Origin of the sequence: Caulobacter sp. FWC26, assembly GCF_002742645.2 — a bacterium.
Taxonomy (GTDB): domain Bacteria; phylum Pseudomonadota; class Alphaproteobacteria; order Caulobacterales; family Caulobacteraceae; genus Caulobacter.
Genome location: NZ_CP033875.1, coordinates 2,801,350 through 2,822,770 on the forward strand (window position 1 = coordinate 2,801,350; position 21,421 = coordinate 2,822,770).

The following is a 21,421-nucleotide window of genomic DNA, read 5'->3' on the forward strand; positions in this document are numbered from 1 at the left end:
TTATGGTCGCGGCCTAGCCAGAGGGAAGGCCGTCGCGGCGTATGGTGTCAATTGAAGAGCTGGACTTTGCGCCCGTCGACCGCCGAGCGGAACTGCCGCCGACTGGTGAACATTGGCTCGACATTGGCTTGGTCCCAAGCTGCAAAGCGCTTGGAAAGACGCGCCACAACTTCGGGATGGACGCTGGCCAGATCGTGCTTCTCGCCCGGATCCTTCGCAACATCGAACAGCAGCGTCCACTGCCCCTGAGGCGAGACCTGCGCCTTGACGCCATCGGGCGTCGGAGAGCCCAGCACGTTGGTCATATCGTCGACCGTGTCGGACTTGTTGACGACCAGCAGCTTCCATTTTCCCTCGCGCACAGCGTGGTTGGGCCCCATCCGCCAATACAAGGTCCGCTCAACCGGCTTGGCGGTCGGCGCGAGGGCCGAGGCGATGTCGCGTCCTTCGACCCCCGTTGGCGCCTTCACCCCCGCCAAGTGCGCAACCGTCGGCAGAATGTCGAGGGTCGAGACCGGCCGGCTCGAAACCAAACCCGGCGCGATGCGGCCGGGCGCTGACATGATGAAGGGTACGCGCACACCACCCTCCCAGGGAAAGGCCTTGTAACCGGCCAACGGTCCGTTGGAGCAGGCCCCGCGGATGTAGTTTGGACAACCGTTGTCGCTGAGGAAGAAGATTACGGTATCGCGCTCCAAGCCCTCGTCCGCCAGCGCCTTCCGCAACCGACCGATATTGTCATCCAGCGATGCGACCATCGCCGCGTAGAGCCGCTGATGGGGAGACGCAATGTGGGCATAACGGTCGGTATAGGCCTTGGGCGCTTGCAGCGGGGTGTGGGGAGCGTTGTAGGCCAGGTAAAGGAAGAAGGGCTGGCGGCGATGGGACTTCACGAAGCTTACGGCTTCATCAGTGAACACGTCCGTCAGATAGCCGCCCTGCTCCACGACCGTTCGCCCGCGCACAATCGGAAAGCGCGCGCGGGTCATCGCGCCGTCGGCCCCCGTATCGGCCTGCAGGCCGCTTTCCGCCGGATCCTTGAAATAGCTGGCGGCTCCGCCCAGGAAGCCAAAGAAGCTGTCAAAGCCCCGATCAAGCGGATGAAAGCCCGACGCTTGGCCGATGTGCCACTTGCCCACCATCGCCGTGGTATAGCCGGCCGACTTCATAACCTGAGCGATGCTGGCTTCGGTGACTGGCACGCCTGCCTGTTCATCACGCCCTACTGGGTTGAACTCAAAGCCAAACCGAGCCTGATGGCGTCCGCTCATCAAGCCCGCTCGGGAGGGCGCGCAGACGGCCGCAGTGGCATAGCCGTCTGTGAAGCGCACGCCTGAGCCGGCCAGCGCGTCAATGTTCGGCGTGTCGATCACCTTGCCGCCATACACGCCGAGATCGCCATAGCCGAGATCGTCGGTCAGAATGACGATGACATTAGGCGCACGCGGCTTTGCGGGTGAAGAAAAGCCCGTCGTGGTGAGCCCCACCAGGCAGGCCACGACCGCAAGTAGCCAGCGCTTCATGGACTCTCCGCGGGTCTGATAGGCGTTGGGGCGCCGCAGGCCTTGGCCTTCACATAGGCCTCCCCCATGGGCGCAAGGGTCTTGGGCAAGTCGCACAGGCTTTGGGCGGCGCTTTTGTCGCCTCCAAGATAGGCGCGCCAGAAGGTCAGTGTCTCCTCGACGATCACCCGCATCTGACTTGCGTCGGAGGGCTTGGGCGCTCCCATGGACTGGCGGCGCCCGGTATAGACGCCATGATCGCCGTCGCGCAGCACGATCAGGTACTGGTCGGCGCCCGCAATCTCCTGGAAAGGGATGGTCCGCTCCCAGGGCGTCTTTTCGAGATCAAGCGCGGTGCGATCGAGCGTGCCCGTGAAATGCAGGATCGGCGTTCGGATCTGGGCGAACGCGGCATAGGCCCCGCCTTGCCGAGGCTTGTTGGGACTGTAGACGATAGCCGCCTTGATCCGAGGCTCGCGGAAGGCGCCGTCCGGCGCGCCCGGCAGGACCTGCCCGAGCGCGACCAGCGTGGAGAGCGCGCCGAAGGAATGACCGCTCATGCCGATGCGCGAGAGATCAAGTTTGCCGGCCAGATCGCCGCCAGGCGCGGTCATGCGCGTAAGTTGGTCGAGCGCGAAGGGGACGTCGCCAAACCGGTTCACGGCCGCATCGGGGGGCAGCTTGCCCAGCAGTCCGGCCTCATCGCCTGGACGAAATCCGGCCAGGATCGCGGTGTCCGAGCCAGCATGTTGCAGGGCCACCACCGCAAAGCCTGCCTCGGCCATCGCCTGCAAGATGTAGCTGGAGCCCTCTCGCGATCCGCCCAATCCGTGGGAATGAACGATCAGGGGAAAGGGCCCCGGCCCGGCGGGCATGTAGAGCTTGTAAGGCACAACACGCCCGCCGCGGGCCGGGTCAGTCCACTCGCCATATGAAATGCCAGCTTTGGCCGACGCCGCCCCGCTGGCGACGTCCCGCGCCGCTGAGAGACTCGGCGCAGCCATACCCAACGCCAGGGCCGCCATCGCCGTAAGAACCGAGCGCCCCAAGGTCATGACTAGAACTCCCAGCCCAACTCGGCCCCGATCACTCGCGGGTCGGTGTAGAACTCGTTCGCGCTGACGATATTGGCCAGATAGGTCTTGTCACCGAGATTGCGTCCAAAGACCGACAGCCTCAGGCGCTCGGAGCGCACGCCGATCCGCGCGTCGACAAGGCTATAGCCTTCGTAGGAGCGGCTGTTGTCGGGGTTTTCATAGCCGCCGTCGGACATCTGCAATCCCGCTGAGGCGAACCCGCGCCAGGCGCCGCCTAGGGGGAAGGTGTAGGTGGCGTTCAGCGCCAACTGGTAGTCGCGCAGGCGCGGCACGGACTTGCCGCTCAGGTCGGCGTCATCGGGAAGACCATCGCCGTTGAGATCGAGCTTGGCCTTGGCGCCATCCTCGAACTTGCCCTTTTGCCCGCTGAGGCTGGCGCTGAGCGTCAGGTCCGAAGCGCCGAGCAGAAACCGGCGGCGGGCCTCGATCTCGTAACCGGCTACGTGGGCGTCACCGGCGTTCTGCAGGATGAAGCCGCGCGAAAGCGAACTTGGCGCGCTGACCACCTGCACATTGTTGGTCCACGTGTAGTAGATCGCCGCCGAAAGTTGGACGCCCTTCCAGCGCCCCTTTGCGCCCGCTTCGTAGGAGTAGGCGTATTCGGGATCGTAGAGCAGTTGCTGGGCGATCTGGGCGCGGACGGTCGTCGGCGGCAGGTTGCTGTTGAAGCCGCCCGGACGGTAGCCCGTGGCGAAGCGGCCATAGATATTGGCGCCATTGTCGAAGCGGTGACGCAGGGTGACCGTCGGGGTCACAAAGGTCCACCGGCGCTCGGCTTCGACGCGGGCGGTCTCATTTCCGGCCGCGCACGCCCCGCCCGTAACGTTTGGCGGGCAGAATTGGACCGAGCTGGCCGCCAGCGGTCCCGTCGCGCCATCAGGATCGACGGTGACCACCGCCATCAGCCCGGTCGGGGCCGCACCGGCGCCGAAGAAGGCCAGTGGGTCCTTGGCGTATCGCTCGAACCAAAACGACTTCTTGTCACGTTGCAGGCGCGCTTCGACGCCCAGGGTGGTCGCATCGGTGATCTTGTATTCGAGGCTGCCGAACAGCGACGGCGAGTTCAGGGTTTCGGAAAAGGCGTCGTGATTGACCGACAGGCGAGCGGCCGAGCGCACGCTGGCGGAGGTTCCGGTCAAGGCGCCAGCCTGGCCGACCACGCAGCCAGCCGCGACCGGCTGGACACCGCCGGAATAGGTCGGACAGAGATAGGGATCGATCACCACATCGTCGCTGGTGGACAGAAACTCGACGCCCGCCAGCCACGTGAGCCGCCCCTCGCCGTTTGAGCTCAAATAGGCCTGGGCGACAAAGCGGCTGTAATCCTCGAACTGGCCCACGGTGTAGTCCGGGGTGAGCACCGCCGCGCCTGGGGCCACGTCTATGCCTGAATGGCCCGCGTAGTGGTCGTTATCCTCGTTGGTCCGGCCCGCGTCGCGGGTCTTCCAGCCGACCTTGGCCGTCAGGTCCGCGAAGCCGAACTCTCGCTTGGCCGTCAGGTAGACCGAGTCCTCAGTGATATTGGCCCTTCCCTCGCGATCGAGATCCGCCCGCGTCCAGCGCGAGGGGTCCAACACCGAGCCATCGACGCGCACGGCGCGCCGGGCCAAGCTTGAGAAAGCAGGCGTGTCACTCTCATAGCGCTCATAGGTCAGATCGACCGTGGTCGCCGAGCCCGGCGTCCAGCGCAGCCCCGCGCGCAGTCCCTCGTAGGTCTGCCAGTCGAGGTCGTGGCCGGTCGCCTGGTTCTTGGTGAAGCCGCCGCTCTGGTGGTCGTAAAGTCCCGCCACGCGAAGCGCGAGCTTGTCGGCGGCCAACGGCAGGTTCACGACCGCTTCGATCGACGCTCGCTCGGGCTGGCTATAGCGTGCGGTCAAGGACCCGCCGAGCGTCTGGTCGGGCGCGCGTCCCACGATATTGACCGCGCCGCCCACGGAGTTACGGCCGTAGAGCGCGCCCTGGGGTCCTCGCAGCACCTCCAGTCGCTCGATGTCCAGAAGATCCATCCGGCTCAGGGACCGGCCGCCAAAGCCGCCGCCGGCGTTGTACAGCCCATCCTTGTAGAGGCCGGTGGCCGCCTCGGAGAAGCCAAGCCGGCCGCTGCCCTGTCCGCGGATCGAGATGTCCTGGAGGTATTCTGGCCCGGAGGTGACCAAAGTGGCGCTAGGCGCCTGACGCAGATAGTCTTTCATGCCGTCGAGCACGAGGTTACGTCGCTCTTCGGCTGTGATCGCCGAAATGGCCGACGGCACTTCAACCAGAGTCTCGCTGCGCTTGCGCGCCGTGACGATAATCTCGTCCAACGCCTGGGCGTCAACCTGACGGCCCCACGACACTCCAGGCGTCGCCAACAGCACCAATCCGACGGCGGTCATCAGACCGCCCCCTCCTACTCCGCGCCGCATGAGCGCCTCCCCGCGACTTTATCGTTGCGAGAAGGTTCCGGCTCCTAGCGCCAATTGTCAAACAATTTTTTGAAGCGCCGCCTACTTGTGGACCGACTCAAGGTGCAGCGCCGAGGCGAGCGACCGGCGCGTGATCATCACGATCATCCGAGCCGCCGCAGCCGCGATCTCGGGATGACGATCCTTCACGGCCGAGACCAGAATCCGGTGCGCCGACAGCGACTGCTGCTCGGATTGAGATGTCCCGGGCTGGAGCAATCTTTGCTGCCAGAGCGCCAAATTGCCGACCTGGGTCAGCATCCGGTAGGCCAGAACGCTGCCCGAATAACGCCCCACCAACTGCCCCAGACCAAACGAGAGCGCGTAAAGCTCGGCGCGATCAGCGTCGCGCGTCACCGCCGCCTCTATGGCTTCCAGCATCCCGTCCAGCCGGGGGATCAAGCGCTCGGGAAAGCGTTGCGCCGAGAGCCGCGCGCACTGCGCATACATCTCTTCGAGCAGGCTGAAGATATCCAGCAACTCCTCAGAACCCACGGAGACGACCTGCGCGCCGCGCCAGGGCTGCATCTCCACGAACCCCGCTCGAGCCACGCTGCGCAAGGCCTCGCGCACCGAGGCGCGACTTACGCCATGGCGCGCCGAGACCTCTTGCTCGCGCAACCAGGCGCCCGGCGGATAATGATTGTCGATAATCTCACGAATGAGGGTCTCAGACAGGCGCGCATCCAGCGTCTGATCACTCTTACGCCGCACTCGCGGCGGCGCGCTCGACCCAACCTCGTCCATCAGACCTCCCTGAGTTGACGTAATAGTAAGCCAGAAGCTCGCGAAACGGAACGTCAGACAATTGCCAATCTCTTTTGGAATGGTAGGGTCTGCTCAAGGGCGTCGAAAACCGCCCAAGGGAGGATAGGACGATGATCCCGCGACGAGACTTTCTGGCCGGCGCCCTAACGCTGTCGCTGGCTGCGCGAGCCAGCGCGGCGGGACGGGCGCCCCTGCCCCTCTCCCAGGCGGCGAAGCTGGCATGGCTCTATGGCCTGCCCATGATCGAGACGGCGGGCGTCCGCGCCCGCACCGCCAGACTTGGAACGTTCAACCGACTTTATCATCAGACCGATCTCGTCACCCCGGCAAACCAGAAGGTGACTTCGCCCAATAACGACACGCTCTACAGCCGTGGCTTTCTGGATCTGCGCCAGGGCCCAGTCGCCCTGACCCTGCCGGCCAGCGGCGAGCGATATCTCTCGTTGGCGCTGATGGACATCTGGACCAACAACTTCGCCATCCTGGGGACACGAACCACGGGTCCGGACGGTGGCCGCTTTATCGTCGCAGGTCCAAGCGGACCAGCGCCCGCCGATGCGATCCGCGCGCCGAGCGATTTCGTCTTCGCGCTGGGCCGCACCCTAGTCGATGGGCCCGCCGACCTGGTCGCAGCTCGCGCCGTCCAGGCCGCAATCATGGCTACCGGCCCGGAACGGCCGCCAGTCGATTTCGTCACGCCGGTCACGCGCAACGCCCCTTGGCGAGACTACTTCACCAGCGTTGGCGCTTTGCTGGCCGAGAACCCGCCGCCAGCAACCGATGCGGGGTTCTTCCACGCCGTTCGCGCGCTGGGCCTGACCGCCAAAGGCTTCGATCCTCCCGCCTTCACTGCTGAGCAAGAACAGCAGATCGCCGAGGGCGTGGCGCAGGCGATCCGCACCGCCGCCGAGCCGCGCGGCGGACTCTACGCCGCTCAAGGCTGGGTCTATCCGCAAGCCAACCTAGGCGACTTTGGCCAGGACTATGTCTTTCGGGGCCAGATCGCGCTGACCGGCTTGTTTGGCTTGCCCCTGGCTGAAGCGGTCTACACCCGCCCTGTCGGCGACAATAATTCGGGACTTCTGCACGGCGAGCGCTATCGCCTGACCTTCCCGCCAGGACAGATGCTGCCGGTCGACGCCTTCTGGTCACTGACAATGTACGCCGCAACACCGGATGGCCAATTCTTCCTGACCCCCAACGCTATCGATCGCTATGCGATCGGTGACCGCACGCCCGGACTGAAGTACGGGCCCGATGGGGGCCTGGATATCTGGATTTCGCGCAGACCACCGGGACCGGGACGCGAGAACAACTGGCTCCCAGCGCCCGCTGAAGGTCCCTATATCGTAAGCCTTCGCGCCTATCTGCCTCGGTCCGATCTACTTAACGGCGCCTATCGCGCGCCGCCCCTTCTGCAGGGCTTCTAGCGGTCGACCAGGATACTTGGTTCTGCCGTCGCCCTTGGCGGCCTCGAATTGGCGAACACGTCCCAGACCCAGGCACGCTCGGCCTTCAACAGGTCCACGGCGTCAAGCTTGGACGTGTCTGCCATCTCCGCCATCTCCATGGGATAGCCAGAAAGACTGCAGGAAGGGGAAACAGGGCGCTCTGCCCGTCGCTCCAAGACGGGCGGTCTTAAGAGACGTCCGTGAGCGCCTTTTGGGAAACGCGACATTGGGCTGCCGCGCGTCGGCTCGCGGGCAGAGTCGTCAAGGACGCGCCGGCGTCGCCTCCCCCATCAGAACTGCGACTTGGCGCGAACTCACCGTGACATCACCTTCCGCAGTCAGAGCGCGCGCCACCGCGCCAAGTTGCTCTCGTTCAGCGTCCAGCAGGTCCAGCAAGGGCCGTTGGCCAACCCGCACCTCCTGGCGCAGACTATCGGCGGCCCGATTGGCGGCTTTCACTTGATCATGTGCGGCGATTGCAGCCAGGCGATTGGCCTGCAAGTCACTCCAGGCGCTGATGACGACCGTTTTCAGCGCGGCGCGAGCCGCATCCCGTCGGGCCTCGGCCGCTCGGACGTCCGCGGACGCTTCGGCCTTGGCCGCCTGGACGCGTCCGCCGGCGAACAGCGTCCAACGCCCCTGAACCCCCACGGTGACCGCGTCCGAGCGATAACCCGGGAAGAACTGGTCTCGCACCTGCTCGGCCCGAGCCGCGACACTGAAACTTGGTCGCCCCTGGGCCGTTGCGGCCCTCGTGCTCGCCTGCGCCGCACGTAGGTCGGCCTCGGCCGCCTGTAAGATTGGACTGACAGCCTCGGCGCGCGCGAGGACCTCGTCCAGCGTGGGCGTGAGGCCGTCATCCACCACAGGCTCAAGCCCTACAGGCTCGGCGCCGACCAGGGCCGTATATCGCGCTCGCGCGCCCGCGAGCGCACCTTGCGCCCTGGCCGCTCCCGCGCGCGCCTCAGCCCTGCGCGCCAGACTCAACTCCAAGTCGCTTCGAGGAATCTCGCCAGCGCCAAACCGCCGCTCCGCCTGCCGGGCCCACTCATCGAACGCCTTTGTCTGGGCCTGGCTAGCCTCGAATAGGGCTTGGGCGGCTCGCACGTCGGCATAGGCGCGGGCGACAGCCACCTGCAGAGCTTGGTCAGCCTGGAGCAATCGCGCCTTGACGCCCTCCTGACCAGCGCGCGCTTGGTCAACACCAGCGGCCAAAGCTCCTCCCGCGTAAAGCGGCTGCAACATTTCAAGCCGGACCGAGCGGGGATCGACGTCCGCCGAGGCAAAGCCGAAGAAGCCGCCGAGATCGTTGCGGCCACTCATGTACTCGCCGGCGACGCCGACAGTCGGCAGTCGCGCGCCTCTGGCCGCGTCGAGTCGCGCCTTAGCGGCTTCGACTTGGGCTTTCGCCGCGCGGACGTCGGGATTGTAGGCGCGCGCCGCCGCGATCGCGTCGTCGAGCGTGGTCGCCCAAACGGCGGACGGCGAAGCCGACAAGACGCCGGCGGCGATCAGGGCGGCGCGGCGCATCAGCGGAACGCCGCCCCAGGCTTTACGCCGAGCTTTTTGAAGACGATCGCGGCCGGGCAGAAACCCGTGAACGCGGCCTGGATCATGTTCAACCCAGCAAACGCCGACAGACCAATCCAATAGGGATGAACGAAGTGGGCGAGCGTCAGCCCGACGAGAACCACGAAGCCGGCGAAGGCCAGCACGGCGCGATCGAGGGTCATTCCTAATCTTCCTTTGATGTCAGACGGCGGCCCTGGCCGCTGCCAGGTTCACCCAATCCACGATTTGATCGGCGGGCATCAGGCCCGCCTTGCGGGCGATCAGTCGCCCGTCCAAGAAGAGCAGTAAGGACGGGAGGCCCTGCACGGCGTACTGAGCGCAGGGACCTGGGCTTTCATCGGCGTTCAGCTTGAGGAAACGCGCGCTGGCGCCGACCCGCTTGGCGGCCGCCGCGAACTGCGGGGCCATCGCGCGACAGGGGCCGCACCAGGGCGCCCAGACATCGACAAGCACCGGCGCGCCTTTGGCGCCAGCGAGATGACGGGCGAAGGTCTCGGCGTCCACGTCTAACGGCGCGCCGGCAAGAACCTCGGCCTTGCAACGGCCGCAGCGTGCAACCGCCGGATCGCGATCCTCCGGAATCCGGTTGGCGGCGCCGCAGCTAGGACAGACGAACTGGCGCATGACCTCAGGCGCCCTTGATCTTGTTCACGCCAAGAATGTCGAGGGCCAGTTTCTCGTAGAACGGCTCGCTCTCGCCACGCTTAACTTTGCCAAGGAAGTATTTCTCGAAGCCGACCTTGGCCAAGTGCACCCACTTGCCGCTGGCCGACCAGTTAACATTGCGCGGCGGGATCTGGGGCTGAGCCACGAAGGCCACGCCGCCGTCGCCGAAATCGGCCAGGCAGATAGCGTTCCAGCTTGCCTCGTGGGTCGGCGCCTGACCGTCGAGGATTTCCTTGAAGTTGTGGGCGATGGCCGTGACCATGCTTTCGATCATGAAACCGGTCTTAGGCACGCCCACCGGCACAGGCGTCTTGCCGGTAGGCGCAATGGCGACGCAGACGCCGAGCGCCATCACGTTCGGATAGGTCGGATTGCGCTGGTGCTTGTCGATCAGGATGAAACCGCGCGGATTGACCAGTCCCTCAACCCCGCGCACCGCTTCAACGCCCCGGAAGGCTGGCAGCATCATCGCATAGCCGAACGCGACGTTATGGCGCTCGCGTACGGCGCCATCGTCGGCGATCTCGTCGACATGCATCAGACCTGCATCGACCGAGTCGACCTTGGCGTTGGTAATCCACTTGATATGACGCTGGCGCAGCTCGCTCTCAAGCAGCCCCTTTGTGTCGCCGACACCGTCCAGTCCGAGGTGGCCGATATAGGGCTCCGACGTGACAAAGGTCATAGGCACCTTGTCGCGGATCTTGCGACGACGCAGCTCGGTGTCGAGGATCAGCGCGAACTCATAGGCCGGACCGAAGCATGAAGCGCCCTGCACCGCGCCAACAACAATCGGTCCGGGATTTTCGCAGAACTTGTCGAAGGCGTCCGCCGCGGTCTCAGCGTGCTGGACGTGGCAGACCGACTGGGTGTGGCCGCCATGCGGGCCAAGCCCGGGAATCTCGTCAAAGGCCAGCTCCGGACCTGTGGCGATCACCAGATAGTCGTACGGCAGAATCGCGCCATTGCGCAGTTCGATCGTGCTCGACTCCGGGACAACGCGCGCAGCGCCAACCCCCGTAAACTCGATGTCCTTCTTCTGGAACACGGGCGGCAGCTTAACCTCGATAGCCTCGCGCTTGCGCCAACGAACAGCGACCCAAGGATTAGACGGCACGAAGTGAAAGGTGTCCCCCTCGGAGACCACCCGGACATCGGCGCGCTTGCCGACCGCCCGCTTGATCTCGAAGGCGGCGATCGCGCCCCCCAGACCCGCGCCCAAAACGACGATGCGTGGCTTGGTCACCTTGGCGTCTCCCTGCTGATTGATCCAGCTCAGCGTCGCGGCCAGCCAGAGCGGCCATGAAGCTGTCCCAGCGACCGCGCTTGACTTAATATTATAATTCTCGCATATACGCAATTATGAATTTTAAAGCCGCATCGCGGCCCCATTGACGGAGACGATCATGTTTGGCGCCCCGAAGGTGAAAGACCTCACGCCTGCGGATGTGAAGGCGGCCTTGGACGCCGGCGACGCACTGCTGATCGACGTGCGTGAGCCGGCAGAGTTCGCCGCAGAGAGGATTCACGGCGCCCTGAACTTCCCACTGTCGACCTTTGATCCGGCCGCCCTCCCCTTGGCTGACGACAAGCGCATCATCATGCAGTGCGGGTCGGGCAAGCGCTCTGCGATGGCGATCGAGCGCTGTCGCGCCGCCGGCCATAAGCTGGAAAGCCATCTGGGCGGCGGCATCATGGCCTGGAAGGCCGCCGGCCTGCCGACCATCACCATCGATGGCGCGAGCGGCGAAATCCGCGATCGCGGCTGATCCGAAAACGCCCTGGGGGGACCCCGATGACCGCGAAACCTTTCATGATCGGCGCGCTGGGCTTGGCCACGCTGTTGAGCGCTTGCGGCGAGGAAAAGGCCGCACCGAGGCCGGCGACCGTTATGGCGCCGGCAGCCGATCTCCTGACGGTGCGCGCCTCGGTCGTCGACGACCTCAAGCCGGTCCCCGCGACCCTGACGACCCGCGACATGGCCGACGCTCGCGCGCGGATCGGCGGAACAGTCACGCAATTGCTGGTCAAGGAAGGCGACACGGTCCGCCAGGGCCAGACCATCGCCGTAATTCGCGATGACCGCATCGGCCTGCAGACCTCGGCCTACGACGCCCAGGTCGCGGCGGCGGCGGCGCAAGCTGCGCAAGCGCAGGCCGATCTCGCGCGGACCCAGGAGCTCTATGACCACGGCGTCTACGCCAAGGCGCGTCTGGATCAGATGCAAGCCGCCGCCAAGGCCGCCAATGCCGGCCTCGCAGCGGCGCGCGCTCAAGCCCGCGCCAGCGCGGAACTCGGCCATCAAGGCGTCGTTCTGGCCCCGACCGCTGGCCGAGTCCTGACCGCCGATATACCGCTGGGGTCAGTTGTCATGCCCGGTCAGTCCCTGGCCACCATCACCGCCGGCCCGCCGGTCGTCCGCATAACCGTCCCCGAGGGCGAAACCGCCGCACTGAAGCTTGGCGCCGCCGTTCGCCTCGCCGCCGAGGACCTGGGCGGCGTCGCGGCGACGGGCCAGATCACCCAGATCTATCCCGCCGTGACCGGAGGCCAGATCGTCGCCGACGTAACCGCCAGCGGCTTGCCGCAGGCGCTCGTCGGCCGAAAGGTTCGCGCTCTTGTGGCCGTTGGTCAGCGTCAGGCCGTAGTGATCCCGCGGCGCTATATCGCGACGCGCTTCGGCGTCGACTATGTCCGTCTGGTCGGCAAGGACGGCGCCGCAGTCGACAGCCCGGTCCAGACGACCCCTGCCGCCGACCCCGCCGCAGTCGAGGTCCTTTCCGGTCTGCGCCTCGGCGACGTCCTGACCCCCGCGGAGCCCCGCCGATGAACCTCGGACTATCCGGTCGGCTCACCCAGGCCACCATTCGCTCTCCGCTGACGCCGCTGATCCTGATGGCCGCGATCGCTGTCGGACTCTTGGCGCTGTTCTCGATTCCCCGTGAGGAGGAGCCGCAGATCAGTGTGCCCATGGTCGACATCATGGTCGCCGCGCCTGGGATGTCCGCGCCCGATGCAGTCGAGTTGGTCGGCAAGCCGCTGGAAGCCATCGTCAAAAGCGTCAACGAGGTCGAGCACGTCTACACCTTCGCCGACGATCACCAGGTGATGGTGACGGCGCGCTTCAAGGTCGGCGTTGACCCCGATGCGGCGGCCGTGCGGATTCACGAAAAGGTCCGCGCCAACTACGACAAGGTCCCGGCCGGCGTTCCCGAGCCCTTGATCCAGACTCGCGGCATCAACGACGTGCCGAGCCTGGTTCTGACGCTCTCGCCAAAGCCGGGTTTCGAGAGCCGCTGGACCGACGAGGCGCTACGCGAGATCGCAGGCAAGCTGAGGACCGAGGTGGCCAAGGTCGACGATGTCGGCCTGACCTTCATCGTCGGCGGACGGCCGCGCGAGATTCGTGTCACCCCTGACCCAGCCCGCCTGGCGCTGCGGGGCGTGTCGATGAGCGCACTGATGGACACCATCAGACAGGCCACGCGCGCTTTCCCCGCCGGCGACGTGCGCAACGGCGGCGAGGCGGTCGCCGTCACCGCCGGCCGCGACCTGAAAAACGCCACCGAGATCGGCCTTCTGACCCTCCCCTCCGCCAGGGGCGGAGCGGTCTATGTGCGCGATGTCGCCGACGTGACCGAAGGTCCGCGCGAGGATCAGACCCAGGTTCGTCGCTATGCGCGCTTGGAAAGCGGCTGGAGCGAGGCCCCCGCTGTCAGCCTGGCCGTCGCCAAGCGCAAGGGAGCAAACGCTGTCGTCGTCTCCGAAGCTGTCCTGGCCCGCGTCGAGATGCTGAAAGGCTCGCTGCTGCCCGGCTCGCTCAACGTCGATGTCACGCGCGACTACGGCGCCACGGCTAATGAAAAGGCCAACGAACTGCTTTTCCACCTGGGGTTGGCCACGATCTCGATCGTCTTGCTCATCGGGCTGGCCATCGGCTGGCGCGAGGCCGCCGTCACCGCCGTCGTCATCCCGACCACGATCCTGCTGACGCTCTTCGCCTCCAACCTGATGGGCTACACCATCAATCGAGTGAGCCTGTTCGCCCTGATCTTCTCGATCGGCATCCTCGTCGACGACGCCATCGTCATGATCGAGAACATCGCCCGCCACTGGGGCATGAACGACGGTCGCAGCCGGATCCAAGCCGCCATCGAAGCCGTGGCCGAAGTCGGCAATCCCACGGTGGTCGCCACCCTCACCGTCGTTTCGGCCCTGCTGCCGATGCTCTTCGTGTCGGGCCTGATGGGCCCCTACATGGCGCCGATCCCGGTCAACGCTTCAGCCGCCATGGTATTCTCGTTCTTCGTCGCTGTGGTCATCGCGCCCTGGCTGATGGTTCGCTTCGCCCGAAAGACGCTCGAGGGCGGCTCGCACGACCATCGCCATGACGACGAGGGCAAGCTGGGCGCCCTTTACCGGCGGGTCGCTGGCTGGGTGATCCGCGACCGCCGCACCGCCTGGACATTCCTGGGGGGCGTAGGCCTCGCCACGGTATTGGCTTGCGTCATGTTCGCCACCAAGACCGTGACAGTGAAGCTCCTACCGTTCGACAACAAGTCCGAACTGCAGGTGATGCTGGACATGCCGGAGGGCACGTCGCTGGAGATCACCCAGCGCATCCTGGCTCAGGCCGCCGCCATCGCCGGCACTCTGCCCGAGACGGTCGCCATCGACTCCTACGCCGGAACCGCCTCGCCGTTCAATTTCAACGGGCTGGTGCGCCACTATTACCTCCGCACCCGTCCCGAGCAGGGCGATCTTTCGGTCGCGCTCGCCCCCAAGCATGATCGCAAGCGCTCGAGCCACGCCGTGGCCTTGGATCTGCGCAAGCGCCTGTCGCGCCTCGCCCTCCCCGCTGGCGCGGCCATCAAGGTTGTCGAAGCCCCGCCAGGACCGCCCGTGATAGCCACGCTGCTGGCGGAGATTTACGGTCCCGACGCCGCCACACGCCGCGCGGTCGCCGAGAAGGTCAAGGCGACCTTCCACGCCGTGCCCTATATCGTCGATATCGACGACAGCTGGGGCGCGCCCCGCCCCACCCTGCGCTTGGTTCCGGATCGCACACGGTTGGAAGCTCTGGGCGTCTCAGAGCGTGAGGTGCTCGACTCGATCGGCGCGGCCTTCGGGGGGCAAGTGGTCGGCTATGCCCATCGGGGCGAGGGCCGCGACCCGCTGGAGATCGCCGTCCGGCTGCCGCAGAACGCCCGCACCTGGGGCGAGGTCCTTGGCGCGACGCCGGTCGCCCGCGCCGCCGACGGTCGGCTGGTCGAACTGTCCGAAGTCGTCGAGGCCAAGCGCGAAGCCGGCTCGACCCACGTGTTCCGCCGCGACGGTCGCGACGTCGACATGGTGATGGCCGAGCTGGCTGGCGCCTACGAGGCGCCGATCTACGGCATGATGGACGTGAACAAGCGCCTGCGCGACATGGACTGGGGCGCCACGCCCAAGCCCGCCATCCGCCTGAACGGCCAGCCTACAGACGAAAGCCGGTCCACAGTGCTCTGGGATGGCGAATGGGAAATCACCTGGGTCACCTTCCGCGACATGGGCGCAGCGTTCGGTGTGGCGATCCTGGGCATCTATGTGCTGGTGGTTGCGCAGTTCAAGAGCTTCCGCCTGCCGCTTGTCATCCTCACCCCCATCCCGCTGACCCTCGTCGGGATCGTTCTGGGTCACGTCTTGTTCCAGGCGCCGTTCACCGCAACCTCGATGATCGGTTTCATCGCCCTGGCGGGGATCATCGTGCGTAACTCGATCCTGCTGGTGGACTTCATCCGCCACAGCGCCGAGGGCGGCAAACCGCTGCGCGAGGTGCTTCTGACGGCCGGCGCGATACGCTTCAAGCCGATCCTGTTGACCGCGCTGGCGGCGATGATCGGGGCGGCGGTGATCCTGACCGACCCCATCTTCCAGGGGCTGGCGATCTCGCTCCTGTTCGGACTCGCCTCCTCCACCGTCCTTACGGTTTTGGTCATTCCTGCAATCTATGTCGTCTTGCGCGACCCGGACGCACCAGTGAAACCCAAGGCCGCTTGATCCTGCCCCCCTTGTTTCTAAATCTGTTCCAATGACCGCTCCCGCCGTTTCCTGCCATTCGCCTTCCGACGTCGCCGATCTGCGCGCCTGCGCCAGCGACGCTGCGCGCCTGCTGAAACTCCTGGCGAGCGAGCAGCGCCTGCTGCTGCTCTGCCGGCTGGCGGATGGCGAGGCGTCAGTGGGCGAGCTCTCCGAACACGCGGGCCTGGCCCAGTCGGCGACCTCCCAGCACCTCGCCAAGATGCGCGCTGAAGGCCTCGTGGCGCCCCGTCGCGAAGCTCAGACGATTTATTACAGGCTCAGCGACCCGAACGCCGCGCGCGTACTGGGCACCCTGTCGGACATCTACCGCACTGCCGGCTGAGGCTCTGCACCGAGAGCCCGCCCGCCGCGCGCCGGGCGAGATGGACCGCTACGATCAAAAAGAGCGCCGCGTGATACGAGCGCAACTCAAACATTCGCTTCAACCCTATCGCCGCCGACGACTGGCGCAGCGGCTGGATCGAGTTGAACAACGGCCGCCTGGGCGATCTGGTCACCGAGCTCAACCGCGCCAATGCAGCGCGTCCGCTGAAGCTCGGCGAGCCCGCGCTGGCTGAGCTTCGCCTGACAGGTCGCTTTCGCGCGACCGCGCCCCGCGAAACAGCGGCGTTGGTGGCCGCCACTCATGGACTAGCTCTGCGCGAAGACCCCGACGCAACCATACTGACCCTGCCCCCAAAACACCGGAAGGGTTCGTGAAGAGCGCGACCTTTGCCTCGCCCTGTTCGGGGCGCTTTCATCGGCGCGCCGAGGCTCTTCCGGTGAAGCTTACGAACAAGGCGCCATCGCTGGCGCGTCGCCCACCGATGACGCCCTGTTCATCGGGCTCCTGAACCGGGAGGTTTCGCTGCCTCACGCGGGCCAGACGGCGCATGCTGGGGCAGGCGCGGAAGGCTACCGATCATTCCGTCCGGACGCGCCTTGGCCAGCATGCGCTTGTAGGCTGGGCGGGCTTCGATCCTGACTTTCCAGGCCGCCACGTTCGGAAACTGAACCTCGTCGACAAGATTCAGGCCTGTCGCAGCGTTCAACGGGAACATCATCATGATGTCAGCGCAGGAGAAGGCGGCGCCGCCGAACCAGGGATGCTGGCCCAAGAAGTTTTCAGCGAACTGCACGACGGCTTCCGAGTCGACCAGACGCGAGCGCTGCTTGGGCGGCTGGGCCGTCCAGGCGCGATAGTCAGAGAACAGGCGCGCCGCCAGACTGCCTTCGGCGAAGTGCATCCACATCAGGTGATTGGGATAATCCCGGCTGTCCAAGGCGGGCTGCAGACGTCCGGGAGCGTGGCGATTGAGGATCAACTCCATGATCGCGCCGGACTCGACCAGAACTTGGTCGCCATACTTCACGGTCGGCGCCATCGGCACCACAGGACTGAACTCCCGGATCAGCGCCATCGAACCAGCGAGGTCGCCGCGCTTGAACTTCAACTCATAAGGAAAGCCGAGCTCCTCCATCAGCCAGACGATGCGCTCGGAGCGGCGACCTTCCAGATGATAGATCGTAATCGGAGGCAAAGTCGGCGCGGGCTTGGCGTTGGCCTCGGTGGCGATGAACGGCGCGGCGGCCAGACCGGCCAGGGCGCCTAGGGACGCGCGACGTCCGATGGACGGATCCATTGGGGGTTCTCCCAGTAAAGAGGGCAAAAGGGGGCTGGGGCGAGACGTCTCAAGCCGCGTTACTCGCGCTCGTCGCCCCGCCCCTACGCGGCGCCGGCAAGAGCGCCGCGCAAGCAGGTTCTAGAAGGCGACGTCCAGACTGATCCCGGCTCGGCGCACGGAGTCCGGACTAAAATACTGGGCATAGCCACCGGGGTTCAGAGCGGTGACTGGCGACGGCGTGATCTGGGCCGCGTAGCGCTTGTCCAGCACGTTGCTGGCGTAGAACGCCACGCTCCAGGCCTTATCCGGCGCAGAGACGCCCACGCGACCGCCCAGCAGGCCGTAGGCCTTCTGGATCGTGCCGGGGTCGCCGCTGATCGAATAGTTGACGTCGCTCTGCCAGTTCCAGTTGGCTTGAATGAACCCGCGAAGCCCCGGTGTCAGGGCTCGCTCATAGACGGCGCTGACGCCGTAAACCCACTCAGGCACGCCCGCCAGGCTCCGCCCCTTGGCGTTGAAGAAACCGTCAAGCGACGTCGGATTGGCTGGCGGTGCGCTGCATGGTCCCCCCTGAGCGATCTTGGGCTGGCCGAAATAACACTGCACGCCGTTGAAGTCGGCATAGCGGGCGTGGGTGTAGGCCAGGCCCGCCGTCAGGCTGAGACCCGTGATGGGCCGCGCCATCAGATTGGCCTCAAAGCCGCGCGTCTTGATTTCGCCAGCGTTGGTGATCCGCGAGGAATAGGTGGCGCTGGTCAGGTCAGACACCTGGGCTTGGAAATTCTTGACCATGGGTGCTGTACACATTGGCGTTGACGATCAGACGACGATCAAAAAACGCCGCCTTCACGCCCGCCTCGTAGCTTGTCGGGATTTCGGGCCGCACGCGCTGATCAGCCGAGCTGTTAGCCGCGCTCAGGCCGCTGAAGCCCGGCCCCTTGTAACCGCGCGACACCGTCGCGTAGGCCATGATGTCGTCGCTGAAGTTATAGCGAGGCCCGATCCGCCAGGACGTATTTGTGGCGTCTACCTCCTGGTGCAGGGTGAGGGTGACGGAGCCTGGGATATAGACCGCGCCAGGCGTTGGGGCCCGTCGATAGTCCAGAGTGATTTCATCGCGGGTGAGCCGCGCCCCAGCAATGAGATCCAGCTTGGGCGTGATGTGCAGCGCTACCTGCCCGAACGCTGCGTAGCTGGTCGAGTTGATGTCGTTGACCGTCGAGGTCTCGAAGATCGTGCCCAATGGCGCGCCGGGAATGATCGGAACCACCACGCCGTTGGTCGCTGGCGTAATCCAGCTGAGTTGGCCTCGCTGGCGGATCAGCGAGGAGGCCTTGGAATGGTAGAGATAAAGGCCGGCGACATAATCGAACCGTTCGCCAATCGGTGAGGTCAGCCGAATTTCCTGGCTGAGCCAGTCGGTTTTACCGGATCCGCCATTGGTGTCGACATAGCTGACCGTGGTGAGGTCGCCATCATAGAACGCCTCGCGCTTGACTGAGCGATAGGCGCTGATCGAGGTCAAGGTCACCTCCCCCAGCGCATAGTCGACCTGCACCGTACCGCCCTGGGCGGTCGACTTGCCCTGAGACGGACCGTTCGCCGCGACCTGGAGGTTCTTGGGCCCGGCGACAATCCCATAGCGTCCGTTGATTACCGCCGGCGCATAGCCCGGCGTAACCTTGCGCCAGGTTGAAGAGCAGCAGAATGCGTCATTGGCGGTGCGATCGACCGAGAAGAAGACCGTCAGATCATCGCTGGGACGCCACAGCGCCTTCAAGGTCATGGTGCTGACGTCCTGAGGATCCGTAAAGACTCCGTCCTTGGCGACGTTGCGGATCAGGCCGTCACGCTGATTGTGCGTGGCGACCAGGCGCAGGGCCAGAGAGTCGCTGATCGCCAAGTTGCCAACGGCCTGCAGGACCTGCTCGCCACGCTCGCCATACTGCAAGTGTAGCTGACCGCTGTTCTCATTCAGCTTGGGTCGATTGGTGATGAAGTGGACGAGGCCTGCCGAGGCGTTCTTGCCAAACAGCATGCCCTGTGGCCCGCGTAGGATTTCGACCCGCTCCACGTCCGCCAAGGTGGCAAGGCTGGCCGGATCGGCCAGCACGACACCGTCGACGACCGTCGAAATGCTCTGCTCGATCCCCGCCGAGAAGCTGCTGGTGCCGACCCCGCGGATGGTCAGGCCCGAGGCGCTGCTGCTGAGACTCTGTTTGAAGCGGACACTCGGGTCGATGAGCGACAGTTGCTGGGGCTGGGTGATGTTCATCGAGGACAGCGCCTCGCCGCGCACGGCGGTGATGGCCAACGGAACGTCCTGAACGTTCTCGGCGCGCTTCTGGGCGGTGACCGTAATCTCTTCCACGGTTGCGAGCTGGTTGAAGCCACGCGGCGAAGCGTCTTCGGCCCGCGCGGCGCCCGCGACCAGCATTGCAGCGGCGCTGGCCGATACTCCCATCAGCAGATCCATCCTCAGAGGGCGCGACGGAACTCGCGGCCGGAGGGGTTTGAAGGGCATGGCGCATTCCTCCTTGAGCCGCTGCGCGGCTTCTTTTGTGATCGCTTGGTGGCACGCTCTCGCCTTCCCCCGCCGGCAATGGCCGGGCGGCGGCGAGGCGAACCTTGTGGGTCGCCCGGGGATGTGAATTAGCGTCCAGGCCCAAGACGCTTAAGTAACGGTATCGTCACTTAATGAGCATGACAACCGCTTTCGAACAATTGTTCGTCAAGCTGTCGCGCTTGGCCTCTCAGAGACGCGTTGAAGCCAGGCAAGGACACGGCTGCAATCCTCCGGGACCGCAACCCCAATCATCCGTCCGAAATCCACCGTGGTCAGCGCCACGATATCGGCCATGCTGTAGGTCGGTCCGGCGATGTAGTCCTGGTTGGACAGTTCGCCCTCCAGCCAGCGATAGGCCCGGTCGGCATGAGCGCGGTTGGATTCGCCGAAATCCCTGTACTGAGTGAGCAGGCCGGCGGTGAGCGGATGGGTGTGCCGCCAGATGTTGGCGATCGGCGCCATCAGCTGAAATTCGATGCGCCGGATCCACATGTCTATCGCGGCCTGCTCGCGGGGCGTCTCACCAAACAGAGACGGCTGCGGATGCAGGGCCTCAAGATAGCGACAGATGCTCACGCTCTCGCTCAGGAAAGTCCCGTCATCAAGCTCCAGCACGGGAACTTGGCCCAGAGAGTTCTTCCGCAGGAACTCAGCGGCCTTATGGGCGCGCTCCCTCAGTGGGACGCGCTCCTGCTCCAGGGCTAGGCCCTTTTCCGCCAGAAAGATGCGGACGCGGCGCGGATTTGGCGCAGGATTGTCTTCGCCATAGAGCTTCACTTTGGCTTGCCCCCTTCGGCTTACGCCGTCGCGGGCTCCTTCGCCCGCATTTAAGTAACGGTATCGTCACTTAAATGCGTGAGCAACCACTGTATGCACGATCCGGACTCAGGCGGTCTTGGCAGGGCGAGGTTCGCCATATTTCTTCGCTAACGCCTTGGCGCCGGCGACCACCGCCACGGTGATCGCGTCGATCATGGCCTCGTCATCGCCATCCCGGGCGTCCAGGGCGCCGGCCGTCCCGGCGACCATGAACCAGGCATATTGCCTGGCCTGACGGGCTGGCAGGCCGAACGCTTTCTGCAGGCCTAACGCCCAAGCGTCCGCGTCGGCCTTGCGGTTGGCGCGCGCCCGCTCGGCCAAAGGACCACAATCCCTGACCAGCCGCATGAACAGTTCGCCACGTTCATCTGCGCGCCGGCACCAATATTTCAAGGCGCCCCGAACCCATTCCTCAAAGGTGGAGGTCGGCCCGACCTCGGTCGCAAGGCGCTCGACATAGATTTGTGTCTCGCGGTCAAACAAGGCGGTCAGCAGGTCGTCGCGATCACTGAAGTAGCGGTAGCCCAGCGCCTTTGTGACGCCGGTCAGGCTGGCCACGCCATCCATGGTGACGGCGGCGACGCCTTGCTCAATGACGATCTGCGCCGCCGCATCCAAGAAGCGTTCGCGTCGTTCCGCGCCCTTCAACCGTGTCCGGGTCATGTCCGTATCGAAACTCCGACCATCCTCCTTTTTGGCGTGATGACGCGTGAAGTAGCAAGGGCGAGTCTCTTGAGGCGGCCGGAAGGCAGCGTGGCGCGGCAAGGCCAGCCATAAGCAGAGACCTAGAACCGGACGCGTCGCCGATCCCCAAGATGCCGCTCCGGCGCCGTCAGGGGGGTGTCAGCTCG

At 65.3% G+C, this 21,421-nt stretch carries 19 protein-coding genes; 5 read left to right on the forward strand and 14 right to left on the reverse strand.

Translation table 11 applies throughout. The annotated features are described in order from the left end of the window. Window positions 1–47: 47 nt before the first annotated feature. The 4 genes from CSW63_RS14900 to CSW63_RS14915 all read right to left on the reverse strand — a co-directional run bounded on the left by CSW63_RS14900 (window position 48) and on the right by CSW63_RS14915 (window position 5,790). Window positions 48–1,523 carry a sulfatase gene (locus CSW63_RS14900; RefSeq protein ID WP_062100086.1) on the reverse strand — a complete coding sequence of 492 codons (1,476 nt, stop codon included), beginning with the start codon at window positions 1,521–1,523 and terminating at the stop codon, window positions 48–50. Continuing rightward, on the reverse strand, window positions 1,520–2,557 hold the full coding sequence (locus CSW63_RS14905; protein WP_127846986.1) for a hypothetical protein: 1,038 nt from the start codon (window positions 2,555–2,557) through the stop codon (window positions 1,520–1,522). The genes CSW63_RS14900 and CSW63_RS14905 overlap by 4 nt, the downstream gene beginning before the upstream one ends. A 2-nt stretch (window positions 2,558–2,559) precedes the next feature. After that, the gene (locus CSW63_RS14910; RefSeq protein ID WP_062100084.1) at window positions 2,560–4,974 is read right to left on the reverse strand and encodes a TonB-dependent receptor; all 2,415 of its coding nucleotides are present in this window, start codon (window positions 4,972–4,974) and stop codon (window positions 2,560–2,562) included. A gap of 111 nt (window positions 4,975–5,085) precedes the next feature. Continuing rightward, entirely contained in the window at window positions 5,086–5,790 is a 705-nt protein-coding gene (locus CSW63_RS14915) for a GntR family transcriptional regulator (RefSeq protein WP_062100083.1), read from the reverse strand. 131 nt (window positions 5,791–5,921) lie between these two features. Between CSW63_RS14915 and CSW63_RS14920 the strand changes: the two genes are divergently transcribed. Beyond that, window positions 5,922–7,241, forward strand: a complete 1,320-nt coding sequence (locus tag CSW63_RS14920; RefSeq protein WP_062100082.1) for a DUF1254 domain-containing protein — start codon at window positions 5,922–5,924, stop codon at window positions 7,239–7,241. Here the strand turns inward: CSW63_RS14920 and CSW63_RS24010 are convergent. The 5 genes from CSW63_RS24010 to CSW63_RS14940 all read right to left on the reverse strand — a co-directional run bounded on the left by CSW63_RS24010 (window position 7,238) and on the right by CSW63_RS14940 (window position 10,746). After that, window positions 7,238–7,366, reverse strand: a complete 129-nt coding sequence (locus tag CSW63_RS24010) for a hypothetical protein (protein WP_256371365.1) — start codon at window positions 7,364–7,366, stop codon at window positions 7,238–7,240. The two genes, CSW63_RS14920 and CSW63_RS24010, sit on opposite strands and share 4 nt — an antisense overlap. A gap of 157 nt (window positions 7,367–7,523) precedes the next feature. Beyond that, complete coding sequence (locus CSW63_RS14925; protein WP_062100081.1) at window positions 7,524–8,792, reverse strand: TolC family protein; 1,269 nt, start codon at window positions 8,790–8,792, stop codon at window positions 7,524–7,526. Further along, window positions 8,792–8,995 carry a DUF2892 domain-containing protein gene (locus CSW63_RS14930; RefSeq protein ID WP_062100080.1) on the reverse strand — a complete coding sequence of 68 codons (204 nt, stop codon included), beginning with the start codon at window positions 8,993–8,995 and terminating at the stop codon, window positions 8,792–8,794. Before CSW63_RS14930 ends, CSW63_RS14925 begins: the two co-directional genes overlap by 1 nt. 19 nt (window positions 8,996–9,014) lie before the next feature. Further along, entirely contained in the window at window positions 9,015–9,458 is a 444-nt protein-coding gene (locus CSW63_RS14935) for a thioredoxin domain-containing protein (protein WP_062100079.1), read from the reverse strand. 4 nt (window positions 9,459–9,462) lie between these two features. Continuing rightward, window positions 9,463–10,746: an NAD(P)/FAD-dependent oxidoreductase gene (locus CSW63_RS14940; protein ID WP_062100078.1), complete on the reverse strand. Its 1,284-nt coding sequence runs from the start codon at window positions 10,744–10,746 to the stop codon at window positions 9,463–9,465. A 160-nt stretch (window positions 10,747–10,906) separates the two neighbouring features. Here CSW63_RS14940 and CSW63_RS14945 point away from each other — a divergent pair, with 160 nt between their 5' ends. Genes CSW63_RS14945 through CSW63_RS14960 form a run of 4 tightly spaced genes read left to right on the forward strand, consistent with a single transcriptional unit; the run spans window position 10,907 to window position 15,903 of the window. After that, entirely contained in the window at window positions 10,907–11,269 is a 363-nt protein-coding gene (locus CSW63_RS14945) for a rhodanese-like domain-containing protein (protein ID WP_062100077.1), read from the forward strand. Between the two features lie 26 nt (window positions 11,270–11,295). Further along, complete coding sequence (locus CSW63_RS14950; protein ID WP_062100076.1) at window positions 11,296–12,330, forward strand: efflux RND transporter periplasmic adaptor subunit; 1,035 nt, start codon at window positions 11,296–11,298, stop codon at window positions 12,328–12,330. Then, window positions 12,327–15,539: an efflux RND transporter permease subunit gene (locus CSW63_RS14955; RefSeq protein WP_099503329.1), complete on the forward strand. Its 3,213-nt coding sequence runs from the start codon at window positions 12,327–12,329 to the stop codon at window positions 15,537–15,539. Before CSW63_RS14950 ends, CSW63_RS14955 begins: the two co-directional genes overlap by 4 nt. Before the next feature lie 31 nt (window positions 15,540–15,570). Further along, window positions 15,571–15,903: a helix-turn-helix transcriptional regulator gene (locus tag CSW63_RS14960; RefSeq protein ID WP_062100103.1), complete on the forward strand. Its 333-nt coding sequence runs from the start codon at window positions 15,571–15,573 to the stop codon at window positions 15,901–15,903. A 496-nt stretch (window positions 15,904–16,399) separates the two neighbouring features. Here CSW63_RS14960 and CSW63_RS14970 read toward each other — a convergent pair whose 3' ends face one another. The 5 genes from CSW63_RS14970 to CSW63_RS14990 form a co-directional block, all read right to left on the reverse strand. Then, window positions 16,400–17,203 carry a glutathione S-transferase family protein gene (locus CSW63_RS14970; RefSeq protein ID WP_062100105.1) on the reverse strand — a complete coding sequence of 268 codons (804 nt, stop codon included), beginning with the start codon at window positions 17,201–17,203 and terminating at the stop codon, window positions 16,400–16,402. Between the two features lie 120 nt (window positions 17,204–17,323). Beyond that, window positions 17,324–17,977 (reverse strand): TonB-dependent receptor domain-containing protein, encoded by a 654-nt coding sequence (locus CSW63_RS14975; RefSeq protein ID WP_062100106.1) that lies wholly within the window; start codon window positions 17,975–17,977, stop codon window positions 17,324–17,326. Beyond that, window positions 17,946–19,649, reverse strand: a complete 1,704-nt coding sequence (locus CSW63_RS14980; protein ID WP_168193666.1) for a TonB-dependent receptor — start codon at window positions 19,647–19,649, stop codon at window positions 17,946–17,948. Before CSW63_RS14980 ends, CSW63_RS14975 begins: the two co-directional genes overlap by 32 nt. A gap of 267 nt (window positions 19,650–19,916) precedes the next feature. Beyond that, window positions 19,917–20,528 (reverse strand): glutathione S-transferase family protein, encoded by a 612-nt coding sequence (locus CSW63_RS14985; protein WP_062100108.1) that lies wholly within the window; start codon window positions 20,526–20,528, stop codon window positions 19,917–19,919. 108 nt (window positions 20,529–20,636) lie between these two features. Continuing rightward, a complete protein-coding gene (locus tag CSW63_RS14990; RefSeq protein WP_062100109.1) occupies window positions 20,637–21,233 on the reverse strand; it encodes a TetR/AcrR family transcriptional regulator in 597 nt (198 codons plus the stop codon). Window positions 21,234–21,421: the final 188 nt, after the last annotated feature.